Source organism: Flexivirga sp. (genome assembly GCF_035551235.1).
Taxonomy (GTDB): domain Bacteria; phylum Actinomycetota; class Actinomycetes; order Actinomycetales; family Dermatophilaceae; genus Flexivirga.
This window is the reverse complement of sequence record NZ_DASZNO010000054.1, coordinates 21,535-42,010: the sequence shown is the minus strand read 5'-3', so window position 1 is coordinate 42,010 and position 20,476 is coordinate 21,535. Positions and strand designations below refer to the sequence as shown.

General features: G+C 70.0%; 22 protein-coding genes. 7 read left to right on the top strand and 15 right to left on the bottom strand.

The genetic code is table 11. The annotated features are described in order from the left end of the window. Positions 1-138 precede the first annotated feature (138 nt). Positions 139-930, top strand: coding sequence for a dioxygenase family protein (locus VG502_RS21290; protein ID WP_325552323.1), 792 nt, complete (start codon positions 139-141; stop codon positions 928-930). A gap of 94 nt (positions 931-1,024) precedes the next feature. Here the strand turns inward: VG502_RS21290 and VG502_RS21285 are convergent, their stop codons facing one another. The 3 genes from VG502_RS21285 to VG502_RS21275 all read right to left on the bottom strand — a co-directional run bounded on the left by VG502_RS21285 (position 1,025) and on the right by VG502_RS21275 (position 3,972). Further along, on the bottom strand, positions 1,025-1,969 hold the full coding sequence (locus VG502_RS21285) for an LLM class F420-dependent oxidoreductase (RefSeq protein WP_325552322.1): 945 nt from the start codon (positions 1,967-1,969) through the stop codon (positions 1,025-1,027). Positions 1,970-1,988: 19 nt separating this feature from the next. After that, positions 1,989-3,491 carry a class I SAM-dependent methyltransferase gene (locus VG502_RS21280; protein WP_325552321.1) on the bottom strand — a complete coding sequence of 501 codons (1,503 nt, stop codon included), beginning with the start codon at positions 3,489-3,491 and terminating at the stop codon, positions 1,989-1,991. Between the two features lie 136 nt (positions 3,492-3,627). Next, positions 3,628-3,972, bottom strand: a complete 345-nt coding sequence (locus VG502_RS21275; RefSeq protein ID WP_414655767.1) for an STAS domain-containing protein — start codon at positions 3,970-3,972, stop codon at positions 3,628-3,630. A 104-nt stretch (positions 3,973-4,076) separates the two neighbouring features. Between VG502_RS21275 and VG502_RS21270 the strand changes: the two genes are divergently transcribed. From VG502_RS21270 to VG502_RS21260, 3 genes are all read left to right on the top strand, one after another. After that, positions 4,077-6,425 (top strand): DEAD/DEAH box helicase, encoded by a 2,349-nt coding sequence (locus VG502_RS21270; RefSeq protein ID WP_325552320.1) that lies wholly within the window; start codon positions 4,077-4,079, stop codon positions 6,423-6,425. Between the two features lie 65 nt (positions 6,426-6,490). Next, positions 6,491-7,285 (top strand): GNAT family N-acetyltransferase, encoded by a 795-nt coding sequence (locus VG502_RS21265; RefSeq protein ID WP_325552459.1) that lies wholly within the window; start codon positions 6,491-6,493, stop codon positions 7,283-7,285. 231 nt (positions 7,286-7,516) lie between these two features. Continuing rightward, on the top strand, positions 7,517-8,971 hold the full coding sequence (locus tag VG502_RS21260) for a hypothetical protein (RefSeq protein WP_325552319.1): 1,455 nt from the start codon (positions 7,517-7,519) through the stop codon (positions 8,969-8,971). Between the two features lie 6 nt (positions 8,972-8,977). On the opposite strand, the gene VG502_RS21255 is transcribed toward VG502_RS21260, so the two are convergent. The 12 genes from VG502_RS21255 to VG502_RS21200 form a co-directional block, all read right to left on the bottom strand. Then, complete coding sequence (locus VG502_RS21255) at positions 8,978-9,388, bottom strand: Rv3654c family TadE-like protein (RefSeq protein WP_325552318.1); 411 nt, start codon at positions 9,386-9,388, stop codon at positions 8,978-8,980. Continuing rightward, positions 9,385-9,723, bottom strand: coding sequence for a TadE family type IV pilus minor pilin (locus VG502_RS21250; RefSeq protein ID WP_325552317.1), 339 nt, complete (start codon positions 9,721-9,723; stop codon positions 9,385-9,387). The genes VG502_RS21255 and VG502_RS21250 overlap by 4 nt, the downstream gene beginning before the upstream one ends. Positions 9,724-9,791: 68 nt before the next feature. Continuing rightward, positions 9,792-10,019 carry a DUF4244 domain-containing protein gene (locus VG502_RS21245; protein ID WP_325552316.1) on the bottom strand — a complete coding sequence of 76 codons (228 nt, stop codon included), beginning with the start codon at positions 10,017-10,019 and terminating at the stop codon, positions 9,792-9,794. A 79-nt stretch (positions 10,020-10,098) separates the two neighbouring features. Then, complete coding sequence (locus VG502_RS21240; RefSeq protein ID WP_325552315.1) at positions 10,099-10,665, bottom strand: type II secretion system F family protein; 567 nt, start codon at positions 10,663-10,665, stop codon at positions 10,099-10,101. Next, on the bottom strand, positions 10,662-11,357 hold the full coding sequence (locus tag VG502_RS21235) for a type II secretion system F family protein (protein WP_325552314.1): 696 nt from the start codon (positions 11,355-11,357) through the stop codon (positions 10,662-10,664). The genes VG502_RS21240 and VG502_RS21235 overlap by 4 nt, the downstream gene beginning before the upstream one ends. Further along, positions 11,354-12,550, bottom strand: a complete 1,197-nt coding sequence (locus VG502_RS21230) for a TadA family conjugal transfer-associated ATPase (protein WP_325552313.1) — start codon at positions 12,548-12,550, stop codon at positions 11,354-11,356. Before VG502_RS21230 ends, VG502_RS21235 begins: the two co-directional genes overlap by 4 nt. Next, a complete protein-coding gene (locus tag VG502_RS21225; RefSeq protein ID WP_325552311.1) occupies positions 12,547-13,251 on the bottom strand; it encodes a CpaE-like family protein in 705 nt (234 codons plus the stop codon). The genes VG502_RS21230 and VG502_RS21225 overlap by 4 nt, the downstream gene beginning before the upstream one ends. Positions 13,252-14,024: 773 nt before the next feature. Next, positions 14,025-14,861, bottom strand: a complete 837-nt coding sequence (locus VG502_RS21220) for a Fic family protein (RefSeq protein ID WP_325552310.1) — start codon at positions 14,859-14,861, stop codon at positions 14,025-14,027. A gap of 81 nt (positions 14,862-14,942) precedes the next feature. Further along, positions 14,943-15,425 (bottom strand): SRPBCC family protein, encoded by a 483-nt coding sequence (locus VG502_RS21215; protein ID WP_325552309.1) that lies wholly within the window; start codon positions 15,423-15,425, stop codon positions 14,943-14,945. Continuing rightward, on the bottom strand, positions 15,422-15,739 hold the full coding sequence (locus VG502_RS21210) for an ArsR/SmtB family transcription factor (RefSeq protein WP_325552308.1): 318 nt from the start codon (positions 15,737-15,739) through the stop codon (positions 15,422-15,424). Before VG502_RS21210 ends, VG502_RS21215 begins: the two co-directional genes overlap by 4 nt. Before the next feature lie 32 nt (positions 15,740-15,771). Next, positions 15,772-16,371, bottom strand: coding sequence for a hypothetical protein (locus VG502_RS21205; protein ID WP_325552307.1), 600 nt, complete (start codon positions 16,369-16,371; stop codon positions 15,772-15,774). 71 nt (positions 16,372-16,442) lie between these two features. Continuing rightward, on the bottom strand, positions 16,443-16,883 hold the full coding sequence (locus tag VG502_RS21200; RefSeq protein ID WP_325552306.1) for a nitroreductase family deazaflavin-dependent oxidoreductase: 441 nt from the start codon (positions 16,881-16,883) through the stop codon (positions 16,443-16,445). Positions 16,884-17,010: 127 nt separating this feature from the next. On the opposite strand from VG502_RS21200, the gene VG502_RS21195 reads away from it, so the two are divergent. From VG502_RS21195 to nhaA, 3 genes are all read left to right on the top strand, one after another. Beyond that, the gene (locus VG502_RS21195) at positions 17,011-17,700 is read left to right on the top strand and encodes a TetR/AcrR family transcriptional regulator (protein ID WP_325552304.1); all 690 of its coding nucleotides are present in this window, start codon (positions 17,011-17,013) and stop codon (positions 17,698-17,700) included. Between the two features lie 219 nt (positions 17,701-17,919). Continuing rightward, positions 17,920-18,888 (top strand): hypothetical protein, encoded by a 969-nt coding sequence (locus tag VG502_RS21190; protein WP_325552303.1) that lies wholly within the window; start codon positions 17,920-17,922, stop codon positions 18,886-18,888. A gap of 175 nt (positions 18,889-19,063) precedes the next feature. Then, positions 19,064-20,362 carry a Na+/H+ antiporter NhaA gene (nhaA, locus tag VG502_RS21185; RefSeq protein ID WP_325552302.1) on the top strand — a complete coding sequence of 433 codons (1,299 nt, stop codon included), beginning with the start codon at positions 19,064-19,066 and terminating at the stop codon, positions 20,360-20,362. The last annotated feature ends 114 nt before the right edge of the window (positions 20,363-20,476 follow it).

The following is a 20,476-nucleotide window of genomic DNA, read 5'->3' as shown; positions in this document are numbered from 1 at the left end:
GATTCGTCACTGCTTCGACGTGCGAACGGGGCTGAGTCTAAGCACGTCCGCCGGAAAGCACCCACCACGGTCGCCAAGTGCGGCGCCCATCACACAAACTAGTTGAATATTAAATTTGTTTCTGGCACCATGGAGTCCATGAGCACAGATCGTCAGCCCGTCCTCTTCCTCAGCCACGGCGCCCCGCCGCTCGCCGACGATGCTCGATGGACCGCCGAGCTCGGCGCATGGGGCAAGAGCCTCCCGCGCCCGAAGCGGATCCTGATGGTGTCCGCGCACTGGGAGTCGGCCCCGATCGCGGTCAGCTCCACGACGGGCGCCCCGCTGCTCTATGACTTCTGGGGCTTTCCGCAGAAGTACTACGACGTCCGGTATGACGCGCCGGTCGCCCCCGACCTGGCCGACTACGTCGCCAAGCTGATCTCGACGCCCGGGCAGTCGCTGGTGCGCGATGAGAGCCGCGGCCTCGACCACGGCGCCTACGTGCCACTGAACGAGATGTTCCCCGAGGCCGACATACCGGTGCTGCAGCTGTCGATGCCGACGCTCGATCCGCAGCAGCTCTACGAACTCGGCCGCAGGCTCGCTCCGCTGCGCGAGGACGGCACGCTGATCGTCGGGTCGGGCTTCACGACCCACAACCTCAGCTGCATGCAGCCCAGCGCCGACTCGGCGCCGCCGTCGGTGATGTCCGAGTTCGACCACTGGGCCGCCGAGACGATGGCCGCCGGCGACCTCGATGCCCTGATGGACTTCGGCCACACCGCGCCCGCTGCGCAGCAGGCACACCCGCGCACCGAGCACTGGGCGCCGCTGTATGTCGCGCTGGGCGCCGCCTCCGCCGACGGCTCCGACTCGCATTCCGTCATCGACGGTTTCTGGCACGGCCTGTCCAAGCGCTCCTGGCAGCTGGATCCGACTGCTGCCTGACCGCCCGCCCGCCCCACCGTCCAGCTTCTTTGCCGAATGACGGCTTCTTCGCCGAGTGACGGCGCTACAGGACCGTCACTCGGCGAAGAAGCCGTCACTCGCGGGAAAGGTGCGGCATGACCTCCGCTGCTATCAGGTCCAGGTGCTCCAGGTCCTGTATGTCGAGCACCTGCAGGTAGACCCGCTCGGCACCGGCGTGCGCGAGCGCACCGAGCCGGTCGATCGCTTCGGCCGGGGTGCCGGCGACACCGCTCGCCCGCAGCTCCGCCTTGTCGCGGCCGATCGCCGCGGCCCGCCGGTCCAGCTCCGCCTCGGTGCTGCCGACGCAGACCACCTGTGCCGCGGAGTGGGTCATCGAGTCCGCGGCACGACCGGCCGACTCGACCGCAGCACGCACTCGGCCGAACTGCACGCGGGTGTCCTCGATCGAGGAGAACGGCATGTTGAACTCGTCGGCATACCGAGCAGCGAGCGCGGGCGTGCGCTTCTTGCCGTGGCCGCCGATCACGATCGGCGCACCACCACCAATACCGTTGCGCTGCACCGGTTTCGGCAACGCCGGGCTGTCGGTCAGCTGGTAGTGCTTGCCGTCAAAGGCGTAAGTGCCGCCTGCCGACCACAGCCCGGTGATCACCTCGAGCTGCTCCTCGAGCCGGTCGAAACGCTCCCCGGTCGGCGGGAACGGTATGCCGTAGGCGGCGTGCTCCTGCTCGAACCAACCGGCCCCGAGTCCGAGGTCGACGCGGCCGCCGGACATGGCATCGACGTTCGCGACCTCGATCGCCAGCACGCCGGGCAGCCGGAAGGTCGCGCTGGTCACCAACGTGCCGAGCCGGATCGTGGAGGTCTCCCGGGCGATGCCGGCCAGCGTGATCCACGCGTCGCTCGGTCCGGGCAGCCCCGGGCCGTCACCCATGGCCAGGTAATGGTCGGATCGGAAGAACGCCCCGAAACCGAGTGTCTCGGCATGCTTGGCGATGGTCACGAGGTCGTCATACGACGCGCCCTGCTGGGGTTCGGTGAAGATGCGCAGCTCCATGGGGCGAGCCTACGAGTGCTCAGTCACCGGCCAGGAGGAGGCCGTCGGCCACCAATTCCCGTATGGCGGGCAGCGATCCGCGCACCAGCTCATCGGTCGGCACGTCGAGCAGCGACGCGATCGCACCGAGCGCCCGACCGGTCGACAGCTCGCCGTCGCAGACCGACACGAACGCCGCGACCGCGGTGTCGACCCGCACGGCGCGACCCAGCCCGCCGCCCTGCCGGATGACGATGACCGACGGGTCCTCGGCGCCGGGACGACCGTGCCGTTCCTCGGTGACATCGGCGGCGACGGTCAGGTGCGCGTCGAGCAGGCCCTGCTCCCCCGCCTCGGCCAGCCAGGTCCGTGCCCGCAACCCGGCATCGATCGCCGGTCCCATCGGGGACTGCACCGGCCCGGTCACCTCGACGATTTCCTTCCAGGGACGGCGTCGCGTCTCCGGCAGTTGGACGGTGATCACGCCGAAGCCCACCTCGGCGATCCCGCGAGCCTCGAAGTCGTGCAGCCACGCGCCATACAACTGCTCGAATCCGGTTGCGCCAGCACGTAATCCGCCGTCGCCGGACCAGAGCTCGGCATACTCCGCCGGATCCTGGGTGTCGCGTTGCACGACCCAGGCGTCGAGGCCGGTGCGGTCGAACCACTCGCCGACCACGTCGCGCCAGTCCTTGCCCTCCGGGACCTCCCAGTTGGCCAGCAGCTGCGCGACGCCCCCGGGGTTGAGGTGTCGGGGCAGCTCGTGGATCAAGGAGCGGACGATGCCGTCGCCGACACGGCCGCCGTCCCGGTATTCGTAGGTCGGCACGCCCTCGGCGCGTGGCGTGATCACGAACGGCGGGTTGCTCACGATCAGGTCGAAGCGTTCTCCGGCAACGGGTTTGAAGAGATCACCGCGCCGCAGGTCCCACTCGTAGCCGTTCAGCGCGGCGTTCCACGCGGCGATCTCCAGCGCACGCGCGGACGTGTCGGTCGCGACGATCTGCTCGGCGTGCCCGGCCAGGTGCAGCGACTGCACCCCGCAGCCCGTGCCGAGATCGAGCGCGCGGGCCGCGGGCCGGCGCGGCGTCCACGACGCCAGGGTCGTCGACGCACCGCCGATGCCCAGCACGTGATCGACCGGCAACGGCTCACCGGTCATCACCTCGGACAGGTCCGAGACGACCCACCACTGGTGGTCGTCGTCGCCATACGGGCGCAGGTCGTATGCCGCGTGCACGTGCGAGCCGTCGACCCGCACCAGTCCGGCGGCCCGCAGCCGCGCGGTGTCCCAGCCGGGCAGGGCGCGATCGAGTTGCCGCACACCGACCGGCAGGCCGAGCGCGAAGAGGCGCACCAGCGTCGCGACCGGCGAGCTGTCGTCCCGGGTGGCGAGGTCGGCCGGCAGCCGCTGCTCGCGGTGCAGCGCCCGGGAGGCCATCGGGCCGAGGCAGTCGCCGATCCCGTCGAGGGTGAAGCGGGCTGCTGTCAGGGCGCGCCGGAGAGCGGCGGGGTCATCGGCCAGCGGCGCGGGGTTCGGCATACGCCTATCTTCGCCCACTGCCCGGCCCGCTCCATTCGCCGACAGGACACCAAAACACCGAGAGGACACCCAAATCGGCTCCGAAACGGCCCGCTTTTGGTGTCCTCTCGGAAAAACGGTGTCCTGTCGGCGAGGGTCAGGCGTCGGCGGCGACGGCGTCGGCGACCGAGGCGTGGATGTTGAAGACGCGGTCCAGGCCGGTGATGCGGAAGTTTCGCAGCAGGCGCTCGGACTGTATGACGAGAGCCAGGTCCCCACCGCCGACCCGCTGGGCCTTCAGGCGACCAACCAGCACGCCGAGGCCGGTGGAGTCCAGGAACGGGACGTCGGTCAGGTCGACGAGAACCTTCTCCGCGGGGTCGGCGATGAGCCGTGCGAGCGCATCCCGCAACCGCGCCGCGGCCGAGACGTCCACGTCACCGACCAGACGAATGACGGTGAAGTCGCCCTCGTCGCTGCCGCTGATGTCCAGATCGGTCACGAAGTTGCCTTTCGCGGAGGTGCCGGTTGCCGGCGGCCAGTCTTTCATCGTCGCCGTCGGGCGGTGCAGCGGATGTCGGGGATCGGACCTACCGTGGAAGGCGTATGACGAACATCGCGCCCGTCACCGGCCTGCCGCACGCCCGGCCGGAGCCCACCGCTGCCCTCGCACTGCCCGGTGACTTCGATGCGCAGGCGGCGCTGGACGCGCTCGACGGTGCGGGCACCGGGCGGTTGCTGCACAGTCGCCGGCTCCCGGGTCGTGCCGCGATCGACGCGCCGTGGCCGGAGTGGGTCAACCCGCAGGTGAGCGCCGCCGTCCATGGCACCGGGATCGACCGCCTCTGGTCGCACCAGCGCGAGGCCGCAGATCTCGCGTGGTCCGGTGAGCACGTGGTGCTGTCGACCGGCACCGCATCCGGCAAGAGCCTCGGCTACCTGCTGCCCATGCTGTCGGCGGTCGCGGACGGCTCGGCCGCGCCCACCGGTCGGGGTGCCACCGCGATCTACCTCGCACCGACCAAAGCGCTTGCGGCGGACCAGGAAGCACGGATCCGGGGCTTCGCCATACCCGGTGTTCGGGCGGCGACGCTCGACGGCGATACCCCGCTGGACGAACGCCGCTGGATCCGCGACCACGCCGCGCTGCTGCTGACCAACCCCGATCTGCTGCATCACACCTTGCTGCCCGGACACGAGCGGTGGGCGTCGTTCTTCCGGGCACTGCGCTATGTCGTCATCGACGAATGTCACGTCTACCGAGGGGTTTTCGGCTCCCACGTAGCCGGAGTGCTGTGCCGGCTCCGACGCATCGCCGCTCGCTATCACGCCGACCCGACGTTCGTGCTGGCGTCGGCGACGGTCGCCACCCCGGGCCTGCATGCGAGCGAGCTCACCGGACTGCCGGTGCACGAGGTGACCCGGGACGGCTCGCCCCGGGCACCGATGCTCGTCGGCCTGTGGCAGCCCGGCACGAAACCGGGCGCCGGCCCCGACGCCGCACAGCGCAGCGCGGTCGCCGAGTCCGCGGACCTGATGACCACGCTCATGGATCGGGGTGTGCAGACGCTGACCTTCGCGCGGTCCCGCGTCGGTGTCGAGATCGTCGCCGAGATGGTGCGCCACGCCGCGGGTGATCGGGTTGCGGCATACCGCGGGGGCTACCTGCCGGAGGAACGTCGTGCCCTGGAGAACGACCTGCGCAGTGGGAAACTGCGCGGGTTGGCGGCGACGTCCGCGCTCGAGCTCGGCATCGACGTCAGCGGACTCGACGCGGTCCTGCTCGCCGGCTGGCCGGGCACGCTCGCCTCGTTGTGGCAACGCGCCGGACGTGCGGGGCGCAGCGGCCGGACCTCACTGGTCGTGCTCGTCGCCGGGGACGACCCGCTCGACTCCTTCCTGGTGCACCACCCCGAGGCGATCTTCGATCGACCCGTCGAGGCGACGACACTCGACCCGACCAACCCCTTCGTACTGGCGCCGCACCTGGCGGCGGCAGCGCACGAGTTGCCGGTGACCGAGGCCGACTCCGAGCTGTTCGGGCCATCGATGCCCGGCATCCTGCAGTCGCTGGTGTCCCACGGCATTCTGCGCAAGCGCCCACGTGGCTGGTTCTGGGCACGGGACGACCGGCCGGCCGATCACTTCTCGCTGCGCGGTGGCGGCGAGGACGACGTGCGGATCGTCGAGACCCGGACCGCCCGGGTGCTCGGCACCGTCGACGCCACCCGCGCTCACGCCGCGGTGCACACCGGCGCGGTCTACCTGCACCAGGGGACGTCGCACGTGGTCACCGAGCTCGACCTGGAGGCGACGACCGCGCACGTCGTGGTCGGCGACCCCGGATGGTCGACCTTCGCGCAGTCGGTGTCGGCGTTCGACATACGGCAGGTTGAGCGCGAAACACGTTGGGGCAGTGTGGGTTTGCACTTCGGGACGATCCGGGTCCGCACGCAGGTGACGTCGTTCCAGCGCATGTTGCCATCGGGTGAGGTCATCGGCCAGCACCCGCTGGACCTGCCGGAGCAGGAGCTGGTGACCCGGGGCGTCTGGTGGACGATCAACGAGGACGACTTGCTGAGCGAGGGACTGGACGAAGCCGCGCTACCCGGCGCACTGCATGCCGCCGAGCACGCCTCGATCGCGATGTTGCCGCTGGTCGCGCAGTCGGACCGGTGGGACGTCGGTGGGGTTTCGACCGCACTGCACCCGGACACCGGGCTGCCCACCGTCGTGGTCTACGACGGTTATCCCGGCGGCGCCGGCTTCGCCGAGCGTGCGTATGGCGAGGCCGCCACCTGGCTGATGGCCACGCGTGCCGCGATCGACGCGTGCGCCTGCACCGACGGCTGCCCGGCGTGCGTGCAATCCCCCAAGTGCGGCAATGGCAACAACCCGCTGGACAAGGCCGGCGCGATCGTCGTGCTCGACCGCGTGCTGCGCGACCACCGATGAGGTCTCGCGAGTCCGCCTAAATCGGTTGCCGCCAATGCTTTCCGCCGGGCAGGGTCATCGTCGTGATGGACGATGCGAGCCTGCTTGCGGCATACGACGAACAACTGCGCACCGACGCCGAGATGCGATCGTTGCTCGACGTGGAACGACACGGCCCGCTCCTGTGGGGGACGTTCGCCGGCGGACGCGGGTTCGTCAGCTACCGCAGTCTCGGGTCACCGACCGACGCCGAGCTCGAGCGGCTGATCGTCGAGACGGTCGCGCACTATGAAGCCGACCCGCGGACAGCCGAGTTCGAGTGGAAGACCCGCGGCCACGACGGCGTGCCGGCTCTGGATGCGCTGTTGCGCAAGCACCGGTTCGTCGCCGGGGAGGTCGAGTCGGTGATGGTCGGCGAGGCCACCTCGATCGCGACGGATATCCCTGTGCCCGAGGGAGTTTCGCTGCGCCGTGTGACGTCGCGCGAGGATGTCGTCGCCATGGTCACCATGCAGGCCAGCGTTTTCGGCGACCCGGAGACGATCGAGGAGCATGTCGACTCGATCCTGCAGCGGCTGACCGACCCGGACGCCGTTGGGCTCGAGTTGTGGGTCGCCGAAGTCGAGGGCCGCCCGGTCAGCGCCGGTCGCGTGGACCCCGTCCCCGACACCGATTTCGCCGGCATCTGGGGCGGCGCCACCCTGCCCGAGTGGCGCGGAAAGGGCATCTACCGAGCGCTCACCGCCAAGCGGGCCCAGGCCGCACTGCGTGCCGGCAAGACGCTGATCAACTCCGACTCCACCGAATTCTCGCGGCCGATCCTGGAGCGCTCCGGTTTCCGCCGGGTCACGACCACCACGCCATACATCTGGAGACGCTGAGCGGCGAACCGGTCCGTCGCTCCGGAGACCCGAACCCGCGCGGACGCCGACGGTGGACCGATGTGATCGGTCCGAAACTCCCGACGAACGCTGTTTCTGCAATATCCATGGGATTCGGTCACCTGAACCGCGCGCAGGGTGGAAGATGCGGCCATGTGGGAGGTTGCAAGACGGAGGGGGCACGTGGGGCTGGGACCTAGCGTCTCAGGTCCATGGCAGACGCTCGCCGACATGAATGCGGTGACCGGCTGGCTGCTCTGGTCGCACCGGATGGCGTCGCGCTTCGGGGGTATGACGGGCAAGGCGTTCGCCGCCGCTGCCCGTGAGCGCGGCGTCTCGCTGTCGGAGACGGAGGTGTCTCGCACCGAGAACGGTGAGTCCGACATCGCCATCACCGCGATCGGCAAATACGAGCGGATGCTCGAGATGCCCCCGGGCACGCTCAGCGCTCCGTTGCGTTCGGCTGCGCGCCTCGCACCGCACGCCCCCGGTTCGGACCGACTCGCTGTGTTGCGGTCGGTGCCCAAGACGCAGGAAGCTCGACGGCAGATCGTCGACGACTTCTACGTACGGTACGTGGACGGAGATCACTTCACGGCCGGCGACTGGCTGATGCTCGTCGACGCCATCACCTACCGCGACAACTCGCTCCTACCGGATGCGTTGGTGGCCCAGTGGATTCGAATCCTGCTGGACGAGACGATGCGATCGGTCAACAGTGCCTACTACCCCCGTGTCGAAGCACTGTCCACCATCGCCGAGTGTGACCGGTATGCCATGCACCTACTGGTGGCCACGCGTGAGCTGACGGCGGTGCGGGGCGTGTCGGGAGCCCCGGATGCCTGGAGCGTCGTCGGCGACATCCGCAACCCCGAGGTCATCGACACGCTGATCGCCGAGCTGCCGTCGGTGCCGGATCACCGGCTCATGGACTACGCGCCCACCTTGTCCATGCCGGCCTATCGCAACTCCTTCAGCACGGAACAGGCACAGGCGATCGCGACCGAGCTGGAGCGACGCCTGGCGACCTGGTCGCTGGGGTCGTACGAACCGATCGCGGTCCTGGCCGCCGAGCTGCCATCATCGATCGGCGAGCCGATCCTGCGTCGCATCGACAACGTCCACCCGCTGTCACGCCTGACCGGGCACCGCGCCGACCGGGACGCCACTCGCGAGATCACGACCTACACCCGTGCGGCCATGGCCACGACGTGGCCGAGCCATCCCCATGGCAGCGTGCTGCCCGAACTGCTCCGGCTGGCCCTCACCAGCGAGCACGCAGGTTTTCGCCATCACGCGACGACGCTGATCTACTGCAGCCCGTTCGCGGCGTCGATCTGCGACGCCGCCGCCGACCTGTGCACACCCGACGAGCGGCCGTTGACCCGCCAGCTGGCGACCTACCTCGTCTCACGCCTCGCGACGCCGGACAACGACGAACGGCTCCGGCTGTTGCTCAAGCAGGGCCTCAGCCGTGGGCTGGTCAACAACACCCTCACCGCGATGGCGCACGCCGGCATCCTCACCGATCAGGACGACCTACAGCCCTTCCTGGCGCACCGGGACTACCACTACATCGGTGTCTACGCGGCCGGCATCACCCACCACCCGGACCTCTACAGCAAGGCGGCCGACGGCGACGCCGCCGCCTGGTGGCGTGAGAAACGCGGCGGCATCTGGGAGTGACCCCGATCAGTGCCCCGCCACCTTGCTGGGGACGGGGTCGGGAGGCCTGCTCGGCGCCGGCTCCGGCCCGGCTCGGGCTCGAGCCTGCGCCCGACCCAGCCCCGGCCAACCCGCCCGGGTCGCGACCCGGACCGTGAGGTCGTCGCCGGCGATCGAACACTCGATCAGCGCCGCTCCATTGCGCGCGGCGACGCCCGCTGCCACGTCACACGGCGAGCCTGCCCCGCCTACCCCGCCTCCGACCAGCACCTGTGCACCGGCGAGCGCGGCCAGATCGGCCGCCGCACGAGCCCGGTGACTCGCCTGCACCGCGGACAGCAACGCCAGCGCACCTGCCAGGCAGAGCAGCACCACTCCGATCGCCATCACCACCAGGACCGTCGCCGAACCACGCTCGCTGCTTGCACGCCGCCTCATGAGACCGGCTCGGAACTTTCCACCGGCGTCGTGATCACCGACTGCAGCGGCTTCCCGCCGACCAGCCAGCCGAACGGTCCCGGCACCGGGGCCGTCACGGTCACGGTGACTTCGGTGCCGCCCGTGGCGACGGCCACCGTGCTCTCAGCCGGACCGGCGCGTGCGCCGACCTGCTGCACCGCAGATGCACTGTCACCCCTCGCGGCTGCGCGCGCCGCCACTCGGGCGGCATCGACGCACCGCACCTGGTTGATGCCGATCATCACCGCGTTGACCGCTATCAGCAGCACGAAGATGAGCGCGGGGATGGTGGCCGCGAGCTCAGCGGTGACCATGCCGCTGTCCGTGTGCCGAGCCCGTGACGCCTCTCCCGCCCGCACCCGTCGCGGCCACCACCCCGGCATCAGGACGCGACGCTGAGCGCCGATTGGATGATGCCGGTCAGCGCGGTCTTCACAGCACCCGACTTCACCACCGCCATCAGCACGACCGCGAACGCCACCGCCGCGAGCGTGCCGACGGCATACTCCGCGGTGGTCATCCCCGCCTCACGGCGCTCTGCCCGTGTGGTCGCCAGCTGAAGCCAGCGCGAGTGCAGGCGCGCGCCCAGCCGGACTGTCCTTCGTGACATGTGATCTCTCCTTCTCTCGATGAATCGCCCTCTGCGAGAGCGTTGTCCACGCCATGAGCGGCGCGGGTCATGAAGTCGCTCAGCCCGTCCCGGCCAACAGGTCTCCGGCGAGCGCGGCGATCACCGGCACGACGGTCAACAGCGCGAATGCCGGCAGGAAGCACAGCCCGAGTGGTATGACGACCAGCACCGACAGCCGCCCGGTTGCCTCCTCGATGCGACGTTGCTCCGCCCGACGCATGTCCGAGGCGGCCCGCTTGAGGAGACCGGCCGGCGGGACACCGGCCATTCCCGCGAGGGCGACGGCCTGCCCGGCGGGCCGCCAGATGCTCGGCAGACCGTCCCAGGCCCGGGCCTCGGCCACGCCCCACCGCAAGGCGGCCACGACCTGACGCAGATGTGCCGCCACGACCGGGCCGCTGCGCTCGGCGACCACCTCGACCGCCGTCACCAGCGGCACTCCACTGCCGAGGGCGAGCGCCATCAGATCGAGTGCCCCGGCAACGCTGAGCACGTCCTCCGGGTCGAGCCGCTCAACCGACCGTGCGTGCGTCGCGCCGGCTCTCACCTGCGGGCCCGGCGCCGCGCGCGACGGCCACACCAGCGGAACGACAGCGACGATCAGTGCAGCCAGCAGGATCGTCATGTCAGCACCGTGGGCGCACTCGCCCGTCGGATCATCCGCCGCGTCAGCAGTCTCCCCGCCAGCACGAAGCCGCCGCCGAGGACGAGCACGGTGAGGCCGAGCGGCCCGGCATACAGCCGCCAGGGCGGCACACCGATCACCATCGCGATGCCGATGCCGAGCACCGGCAACACGGTCAGCAGTTGCATGGTCGCCCGCGGGCCGGCGGTCGCGCCGGCGATCCGGCGCTCGAGGTCGAGTTGTTCGCGCATCATCGCGGTCGCGGCGGCCAGTGCGTCGCCGATCGCGCAGCCCAGCTGCTCCGACAGTGCCCATGCCCGGGCGACCTCGCCGAGCGCGGAGACACCGTGCCGGGCCTGCAGCCCTGCCCAAAGGGGCGCCAGCTCTGCACCTGCTGCGGACTGCCGCGCGAGCAACCGTAGGTCCTCGCGCAATGCCGGCGCCGACACGGTGGCGGAGGTCAGCAGGGCGGACGTCGCCACCGCGGTCGCCGGTGTCACGCCGGCCGCGATCGCCGGCGCGATGCCCTCGACCATCGTGGTCAGCGCATCCAGGTCCGCGCTCTGCGTTGTCCGGCCACGTGGTCGCCATCGGATCGACCGCCGCCCTTCCAGGCGGGACGGCAAGGGACCCGGCCGGCCCGGCCAGCACAGCACGGCGAACATCACGCACGCGGCAGCCAGCACCGTCACGACGACCCACCCGCCGCGCGTGATGCCGCTGCTCGATCGGACCCGTCCCGGTCGAGCAGCGCGACCAACTGACTCCAGCCCTCGACCGGGCACAGCCGGTCGCCCTGACGTCGCATCGCGGGAACCACCTGCAGCCGGTCTCCGTTCCGGCTGATGACACCGATCTCGGCAACGACCCGGGCCACTGCGTCGCGGCGGACGTGGATGACGATCTTGACCGCCGATGCCAGCTGCGAGCGCACAGCGCCACCGGACATCGCCGCGAGCGCGCCAAGGGCTTCGAATCTGCTCAACACGTCGCTGCTGGTGTTGGCGTGCACCGTGCCACAACCACCTTCGTGCCCGGTGTTGAGCGCACTCAGCAGCTCACGCACTTCGGCGCCGCGGACCTCACCGACGACCAGCCGGTCGGGACGCATCCGCAGCGACTGCCGGACCAGGGTCGACAGGGTGATCTCGCCCTGGCCCTCGACATTCGGGGCACGGCTCTCCAGGCGGACGACGTGCGGGTGATCGATCTGCAACTCACGGACGTCCTCGACCACGACGATGCGCTCGGCCGCCTCCACCTCGGCGAGCATCGAAGCCAGCAAGGTGGTCTTGCCCGATCCGGTGCCGCCGCTGATGACGAAAGCCACTCGTGCTTCGACGATCCGGCGCAACACTGCCAGGCCCTCAGGGCAACAGGTGCCGGACTCGGCGAGCTGGCTCAGCGCCGGAGGCTCCCGCCTCGGCACGCGCAGGCTGATGTGCGCGGCGCCCTCCACCAGCGGTGGCAACAATGCGTGCAACCGCACGCCGCCGGGCAACAAGCCGTCCACGTATGGCGAGGTCTCGTCCAGTCGACGCCCGGCATGGGTGGCCAGGCGGGCCGCAAGCCGGCGGACCGCCGCCGCGTCCCCGAGCTCGACCGGCGCACGCTCCAGGCCGAGGCCTCGGTCGATCCACACCCCCGTCACCCCGTTGACCAGCACATCGGTCACTCCGGGCACGGTGAGCAATGGCTCGAGTGGGCCGGCACCGAAGACGTCTGCACGCAGTCTTCCGGCCAGGGTCTGCACGCTGCGCTGTCCCAGAACAGCGGCATCGAGCTCGGCAAGTTGCTCGACGCTCTCGCTCGTCGGCGACCTGCCGTCGCGGATCTGGGCCCACATCGCCTCCCCGACGGCCGCGTCGCCGCGTGGGGTGCTCATGCCGCGGCTGCACCGGGCAGCAACAGGTCGCGCAGCAGGCGGTCGCACTCGGCGACATACGCCGACCGGGAGCGGGAGCCGGCGGGCACGCCCCTCTCGGCGTCCACCGCGAGCCGGCGGTCGGTCGGCAGGACCGCCGCGAGCTCCATCCCCAAAGCATCGGCGGCCTCGCGCGCCGCAGCACGCCCTGCACCGCGCACCACCAGCTGGGGGACGCGCTCGATGCGCTGGGCCGTCGCGCCGGCGGCCGCGAGTCCGGCGGCGGTGCCGCGGGCGACGAGGATGAGCTCGTCATACCGGGCGACCGAATCCGGTGTCGCCAGATGCCTTCCGATGTCGATGAGCAGCACGTCGTGCACCGCGCGCAGTCCACTGAGCGTGCGGTCCAGCAGCTCGTCGGCGACGGTGCACCACTGCCGACCGAACGACAGGACCCTCGGCCCGTCATCGCCGGACGGCAGGCGTTCGGCGAGCCGCTCGCCGTCCAGCGGTCCGTCCGAACCGAGCAGGTCCTCCCAACGCACGCCCGGCTCGGTCTCGATGCCGAAGCCGACATCGAGGCCGCCGCCGCACGGATCGGCGTCCACGGCGCTCACCCGACGCCCCGCGGCGTGTGCCCGCACTGCGAGCGCCACCAGCAGGCTGGTCGCACCCGCGCCGGTGCCACCGCCGAGGACCGCGACCGTTCTCACGTTGTTCATGCAACTGATGGTGCGATCGCCGGAACCAGGATCGAAGTGTCGACGTCGCTACTTGTGGATGCCGGCCGACTGCCAGACGGGGTGTGGATGAGGGGACCGGAAGGCGGTCGGTCGGCATTCCTCTCCAGCGCCTCACGCTGCGGGGGAAGCACCGGCCCCCGGACATATGAAGACCCCCGCCGGGGGGGTGGCGGGGGTCTTCAGTTGCAACGTGTCCCCGGGGGGGGTTAGGAACCCGTTGCGGCGCTTCGACCTGGAAGGGAGCGCTTCGTGTTCAAGTGTGGGCGGGCGACGAGCGCAACACAATGGCCCCGGGCGTTCCCATAAGAAATCCTTACCTTCCGCAGAACTGCAGGGTTTGAGTAAGGAAATCGGCGGCGATCCGGGACCGCGGTGACGCCGAGAAGAATCGGTCCATGAGCGCAATCGGGGCGTTCATTTTCCTGCTACATCCGGGGCGGACCGGACGTCTGCCGCAAACCCGGCTGAAAAGGGCGATGGCCCCGCCAACTCCGAGAAGTGGCGGGGCCATCAACCGCTGTCTACCTCCAGTTACCAGGCGTGCATCCTCAAGGTTTGTCGCCAGGGCACAAGGCCCCGAACGAGCCGTCCATAACGTGGACTGTCTCCGCGTGGGTGCCGGTTTCGATAGCGGTGGTCGTCGGATTCCCATCCGTCGTTGTTGACCTAAGGTCTACTCCGATCGGCGCCGTCATACAAGACTTGTATCTGCGCCGCCCGGGGCGGACAATCCGCGCCCGGGCAGGGGCGCCTCAGGGTGCGGTCAGGCGACCGGCGAGCACGGCGTCGGCGATGGAGGTCGCCTCCGCGACGCCGGCGACGACGGACTCCGCGTAATGCCGCAACCACAGCGCCACACCGTCCGGGCTGCCCGCGGTGTATGCCGCAAGGGCGCCCTGGTATGCGACCGCGCCCTGGCGCGAGTAGCCGGCCTCGCTCACCACGGCACCGGTGGGTTCGACGCCGAGCACCTGCAGCAGCAGACGCTCCAAAGCCCTTGCCACCATTGCGTTTCCGTGCACGAACGGACGCGCCGAGGCGATCTCGGCGTGTGCGATCGCCGCGACCAGGATGCCCGGCTCGTCCTTCGAGTTCGCGATCAGCTCGATGACTCCTCGCAGCCGGGATCCCGCGGTTGCTGCGTCCGGGGGCTCGCCGAGATCACGCAACTCCGCCGCGGACTCGCCGGCCCTCCGGGGCCGCCCGAGCTGGTCGGCATCCGCCAGGTCGGCGGCCGCTGCGGTGTGCAGCCGGGCGAGCGCCTGGGCCGGCGCGGTCAGAACCACCGACGCCAGCTGCTCCGTGGCACTGGTCACCTGGATCGCCCCGTGCAGCACCCGCTCCTCGGGACCGTCATGCCCCAGCGGCGCCGCACCGCGTATGACGTCACGCACCAGGTCGACCGGGAACTCCGCGCCGTCCAGGAACGCACTCGCCCGCGCCCCACGCACCCGCGACTCGGCCGCCACCTCCGGCACGCGGCGGCGCAGCGCACCGTGCCAGCGCAGCTGGGTGCACGCCTCGCGTGCGGCGTCGATGGCGTCCGCGACCCCGGGCAGTGCGGTCAGGCCGCTCAGCGTTGCGGTCATCGCGTGTCGTTCTCCTCGGCCCGCTCGTCATGGACCCGTCGAGGATAGGTGGCGACGCGGCCGGGGCATCCGGCGACCGGGTCAGTGTGCGGCCGCGGAGACTGCCAGCGCGGCATACCGCTGCAGGTAGACCGGCCAGCCGTTGTCGCCGTCGAGCGCCGCGAGCTGCCCGGGCCATCCGGGCCCGTGCCGGTCCAGGTGGTGGTGACGCAGGTCGACGTCCGTGCGGTCCGGCCCGTCGGCGGTGAAACGCACCTCCACCTCGCTGGCATTCTCCTTGGCGTGCACCTGCCAGTCGCTACCGATCAGCCACGCGAAACGCAGCAGGTTGGGCGGCTGGACCTCCAGCACCTCGCCCCAGACACACTCCGAACCGTCGTCGGCCCGATCGAAGATGCGACCTCCCGGCCGCACCTCCATGACCGTGCTCTCGACCGGACGCGACATGAGGTTGTGCTCGCGGGGTTTGATCAGATCGAACTGCTCGGTGAAGACGCGGAAAGCGTCGGCGACAGGCAACGGCACGCTGACCGACCTGCGGACTTCTGGGGTTGTGTTCGTCATTTCTTCGGGTCCTTCTCGTGCGTTCCCTGCTCACTGAATCTGGTGAGCGTGCGTGCCCAGAAGGCGTCGAGTTGGTCGCGCAATGCTTCCACCGCAACGGGATTCAGCCGGTAGACCCGACGGGTGCCGGAGGGCTCCTCGTCGACCAGACCCGCATCCTTGAGCACTTTCAGGTGTTGGGAGACGGCCGGCCGGCTGATCGGCAGGCCGGCCGCGAGGTCGACCACCGCCAGTGGTCGCTCCGCGAGCAACTCGACGATCGCCCGGCGGCGGGGATCCGCCAGCAGGTTCCACTCATCTTGGTAAGTCGCCACGAACGGTAAGTTGCCACTTACCATTGCCGGTGTCAAGAGGGGTTGGTATGCCGCTTCGCCTCGTCCTCCAGGACCTCGGCGTTGATCGGCATCCGCCAACGACCGGCGCCTCCGTGGCCGGTGACCGCATTGAGCAGGCCCGCAACGCGCCAGGAGATGCCGACCGCCATACCCATCAGGAAGATCGCGAGCGGGATCTCGATCAGGATCGCGGATGCGACCGACAGGTGCAGGTCGTCGGCGTCGGACGTGGTGACGTCGAACCAGACGTCGGCCAGCAGCAGCACGCCGGTCGCGAACGACGTGAGCACCACGAGCATCCGGCGCTTCCAGGCGAAGAACGCCGTCAGCCCGAGCAGCACGATCAGCAGTACGTCGAACCCCGACCAGGTCAGCGCCCACGCCCTGGCGACGTAGCGGTCGGGCAGGCTCACCGCGAGGTACGCCGTCCACGGGACCAGCAAGCCGGCAGCGACCGCGGACACCGTCAGCGCGATCGCTCGTCGACGCCGCATGCGACGCTCGGCCGCGGCCACCGCGGCATCGATCACGACGACGCGCCGCAGCCGGCGGATCAACTCGCGACGCGCCGCAGGGTCGAGACGATCGATCTCGTCATCCGTCAGCGGCATACCTCAAGTCAACCGCATCGCAGGGACCGCCACCGGGCAAACGCCGACAAGCGGGGCCCACGGGGCGCCCGTCAGGCCTCGGCCAGCCGGAAGACCGGGTGATCCGCGGTGACCGCGGCGAGCTCGGCGTCGGTCGACTTCGCACTGACACCCTCGGGGAAGAACCGGCCGACCTCCCAGGCCCAGCGCTCCATGTAGCGCCGCATCACCGGGACGGCACTGTCACCCAGCACTTCGTGCGCGGTGTATGACGCCTCGGACCGCCCGCTGCGCAACGTGATTCGAGGATCGTGGCGGACGTTTCGCACCCACTGCGTCTGGCCACGCGGCGCGACCAGGTAGAGCTGCCCATCGACACGCACCGGGTTGACCGGGGTGCTGTGCGGCTTCCCCGACTTGCGGCCGGTCACCACGAGCTCCTTCGCACCGAAGGCGCTGATCCCGAGGCGGGACAGCCGCTTCACGATCACGTTGAAGACCCGAGTGCCGCGGTCGAGTTGCTGAACAGACATGGCGTTCTACCTCTCCTGGGATGTGCGAGAGCACCGCTCTCGAACATGAGATTACCGCTGCTGCCCCCGGATAACAAGAGCACTGCTCTCTCTTGTGTTCCCCGCTCACACTTGCCACCATGACCCGATGAGCCCGACCCCGCGCGAACGCGCCCGCATCGACACCATGCAGCGGATCCTGGAGTCCGGTCGCACGCAACTGGCCGAACACGGAGCCGCAGCCCTGTCACTGCGAGCCGTCGCGCGCGACCTGGGGATGGTGTCCTCCGCGGTCTACCGCTACGTCGCCAGCCGCGACGACCTGCTCACCGCACTGATCATCGAGGGCTACCGGGATCTCGCCGATGTCGCGGAAGCCGCAGCCGCCGGACGTGCCGCACCGGGCCGCCGGTTCGTCGCGCTCTGTGAGGCGATCCACGGGTGGGCACGGGAGAACCCGCACCAGTACGCGCTGCTCTACGGATCGCCCGTGCCCGGCTATCGCGCTCCCGCCGACACCATCGCGGACGCCGCGCGCGCGCCGGCTGCCGCCATACAACTGGTGGCTGCGGCGTGGTCGGCCGGCGACCTGGCCGAGGGCGCCCCGATGCCGGCCGCCGGACCCGTCCTGCGCCGGCAGGCCAAGGAACTGGCCGCAGCGCTCGAGACCGAGCTGCCCGAGCCGGTGCTGTTGCGCTTTGCCGCCGCGTGGACGCAGGTCTTCGGCGTCATCAGCTTCGAGCTCTTCGGCCAGTTCGTCGGCAGCTTCGAGCCAGGCGACCAGATCTGCACCTTCACCTTCCGCACCGCGGCACGGGCGATCGGCTTCCCCGAGTGACCGCTTGACGCGGGTGCGCCCGCTGACGACGCAGACCGCCATTGACGCTCGAAACCGCGATTGACCCTCTTGCTGCGCCGTCAACGACCGTTTCGGCCGTCAATGGGCATCCATGATGCATCCGTGAGCATCCATGAGCGTTGATCTCGGAGCACCGGCGTGCGATTCCACCCCCGTGGACAACGGTTTCGGCATGCGCGGAGGTCACATCATGAAGCGATGCGGAAGCCGGAACGCACCTTGCACCCCGACGACTTGCTGCACACCCAGGATCTGCTGAGGCGCGGTGTCGTCCCATGGGACGAAGCGCGACGCAACACCTCGACGCTCCGCCGCGTCCGCCGCGGGTCGTATGTCGAGGAGTCCCGCTGGGCGGAGCTGGGCGACGAGAACCGCTTCCGCGCGCTGGTGGTCTGCACCTACGAGTCGATGCGCAGCACACCGAGACCCCCTGCCTGCCTCTATGCAGCAGCAGTCCTGTGGGAGCTGCCGATCCTCGGGAGCTGGCCGAATCACGTTGATGTCGTGACCGATTCGAACGCCTCCGGTGGCAGCCGGCTGATCCGCAGACACCGTGTCGCCGCCGTCCCCGCGCCAGTGGATGTGCGCGGCATACCCGCCACGGCGGTCCCTCGAACCGTCGTCGACCTCGCACGCAGCGGCGATCTGGCGACGGGCCTGGTGACCGCCGACGCGGCGTTGCACGCGCACAAGTGCACCCTGGAGGAACTGGACGCCGAGGTCGCCGCGATTCCGGCCGGCGCGTCGGGCAGGCGGCGCGCAGCGCTCGCCATACGACTGGCGGATGGGCGCTCCGAGTCGCCCGGGGAATCGTTGAGCAGGGCCCGGATCTTCGAGCTCGGCTTCGCCCAGCCGGACCTCCAAGTCCCACTTGTCGACGGTCGCGGCCTCTTCGGATACTCCGACTTCGGCTGGGAGCACCAGCGCGGCGAGTTCGACGGCGAGGTGAAGTATGACGACCCCGACGTCCTGTGGCAGGAGAAGCAGCGCGAGGACCGAGCCCGCCGCGCCGGGGAACCATCGACCCGATGGGTGTGGCGGGACGCCTACCGCGGAACGGAACTGCGCGCCATCCTCACCACCGCCGGCATGCCGCGATCGAGGGCGCAGTGGCGCCGCTGGGACCCAGTCCGGCAACCGATCCGGACTGATACCAACTTCCACTGACGGCTCAAACCGCCATTGACGCTCGAAACCGCGATTGACCCTCTTGCTGCGCCGTCAACGACCGTTTCGGCCGTCAATGACGGGCGCCCGTGCACGCTAGGGTAGGAACACTTGGTGTGCCGGGAAGTCTGGTCGGCGTTGGCAATACGCGACCCCAAGCCCCGAAAGGCCCCGTATGACGATCCGGCCCATCACCCGTGTGTTCACTCGCGGCGACTGGCCCGAGGCCCGCCGTGTCGCCGGGTTGCTGCGACAGGAGACCGTCGGCGGCGCACTGCTGCTCATCGCCGCGCTGCTCGCTCTCGCCTGGGCCAACAGCCCGTGGCGCGACGGCTATCACGACCTCGTCGCCTTCGCGGTCGGCCCCGACGTCCTGCACCTGCAGCTGAGCCTGGCCCACTGGACCTCTGACGGGCTGCTGGCGATCTTCTTCTTCCTGGCCGGACTGGAGCTGAAGCACGAGTTCACCCATGGCGCACTGCGCGACCCCGGCAAGGCAGCGGTCCCGATCATCGCCGCATGTTGCGGTGTCGCCGTGCCTGCCGTCCTCTATGCCGCCTGGCAGCTGTATGGCGGAGGCGCGCTCAAGGGCTGGGCGATCCCGACCGCGACCGACATCGCCTTCGCCCTGGCAGTGCTGGCGGTCATCGGCACGCACCTGCCGGCAGCACTGCGGTCGTTCCTGCTCACGCTCGCCGTGGTGGACGACCTGATCGCGATCACGATCATCGCGTTCTTCTACACCTCGAGCATCAGCCTGATCTGGCTCGTCGTCGCCGCCCTCGGGCTCGTCGCGTTCGGGGTGACCATCCGGCGAGGCCGAAACGTGTTGCTGCTCATCGCTTTCGGGCTCGTCACCTGGCTGGCCGTGCTCAACTCGGGGGTGCACGCAACCGTCGCAGGTGTCGCACTCGGCCTCCTGGTGCCCGTCACCGCACGACGGGGCGAGGACACCTCGGCCGGCGAGCGCATCGACAGCCGCCTGCGGCCCGTGTCCGCGGCGTTCTGCGTGCCCGCGTTCGCCTTCTGCTCCGCCGGTGTGACCGTCGTCGGCGGCGGCCTCGGCGGGGCGGTGCGCGACCCGGTCACCGTGGGCGTGGTCATCGGTCTCGTGCTCGGCAAGACGATCGGCGTCTTCGGCGGCACCGCGCTGACCGTGCGGCTGACCCGCGCCGAACTGGACGACGACCTCGCCTGGTCCGACCTCTTCGGCCTGAGCCTGCTGGCCGGCGTCGGCTTCACCGTGTCGCTGCTCATCGGCGAGCTGGCCTTCGGCGACGGCTCGATCGCCGACGAGCACGTCAAGCTCGGCATACTGGCCGGCTCGCTGCTCGCGGCCCTGCTCGCGACGGTGGTGCTGCGGTCCCGCAATGCGACATACCGACGCATCCAGCTGGTGGAGACCCTCGACGCGGACGGCGACGGCGTGCCCGACTGCTACGCCCGCGATGACGGGCCCCAGACGAGCCCGTAGGCCCGCCGGTCGCCCGGGCTTGGTGCGAAGAACCCTGAAGTCGCTAAGGTACCGGTGAGTTCGATGCGCTTATTCTGGCAAGACAGAGCGAGCCGACAACCACTACGAGGAGTA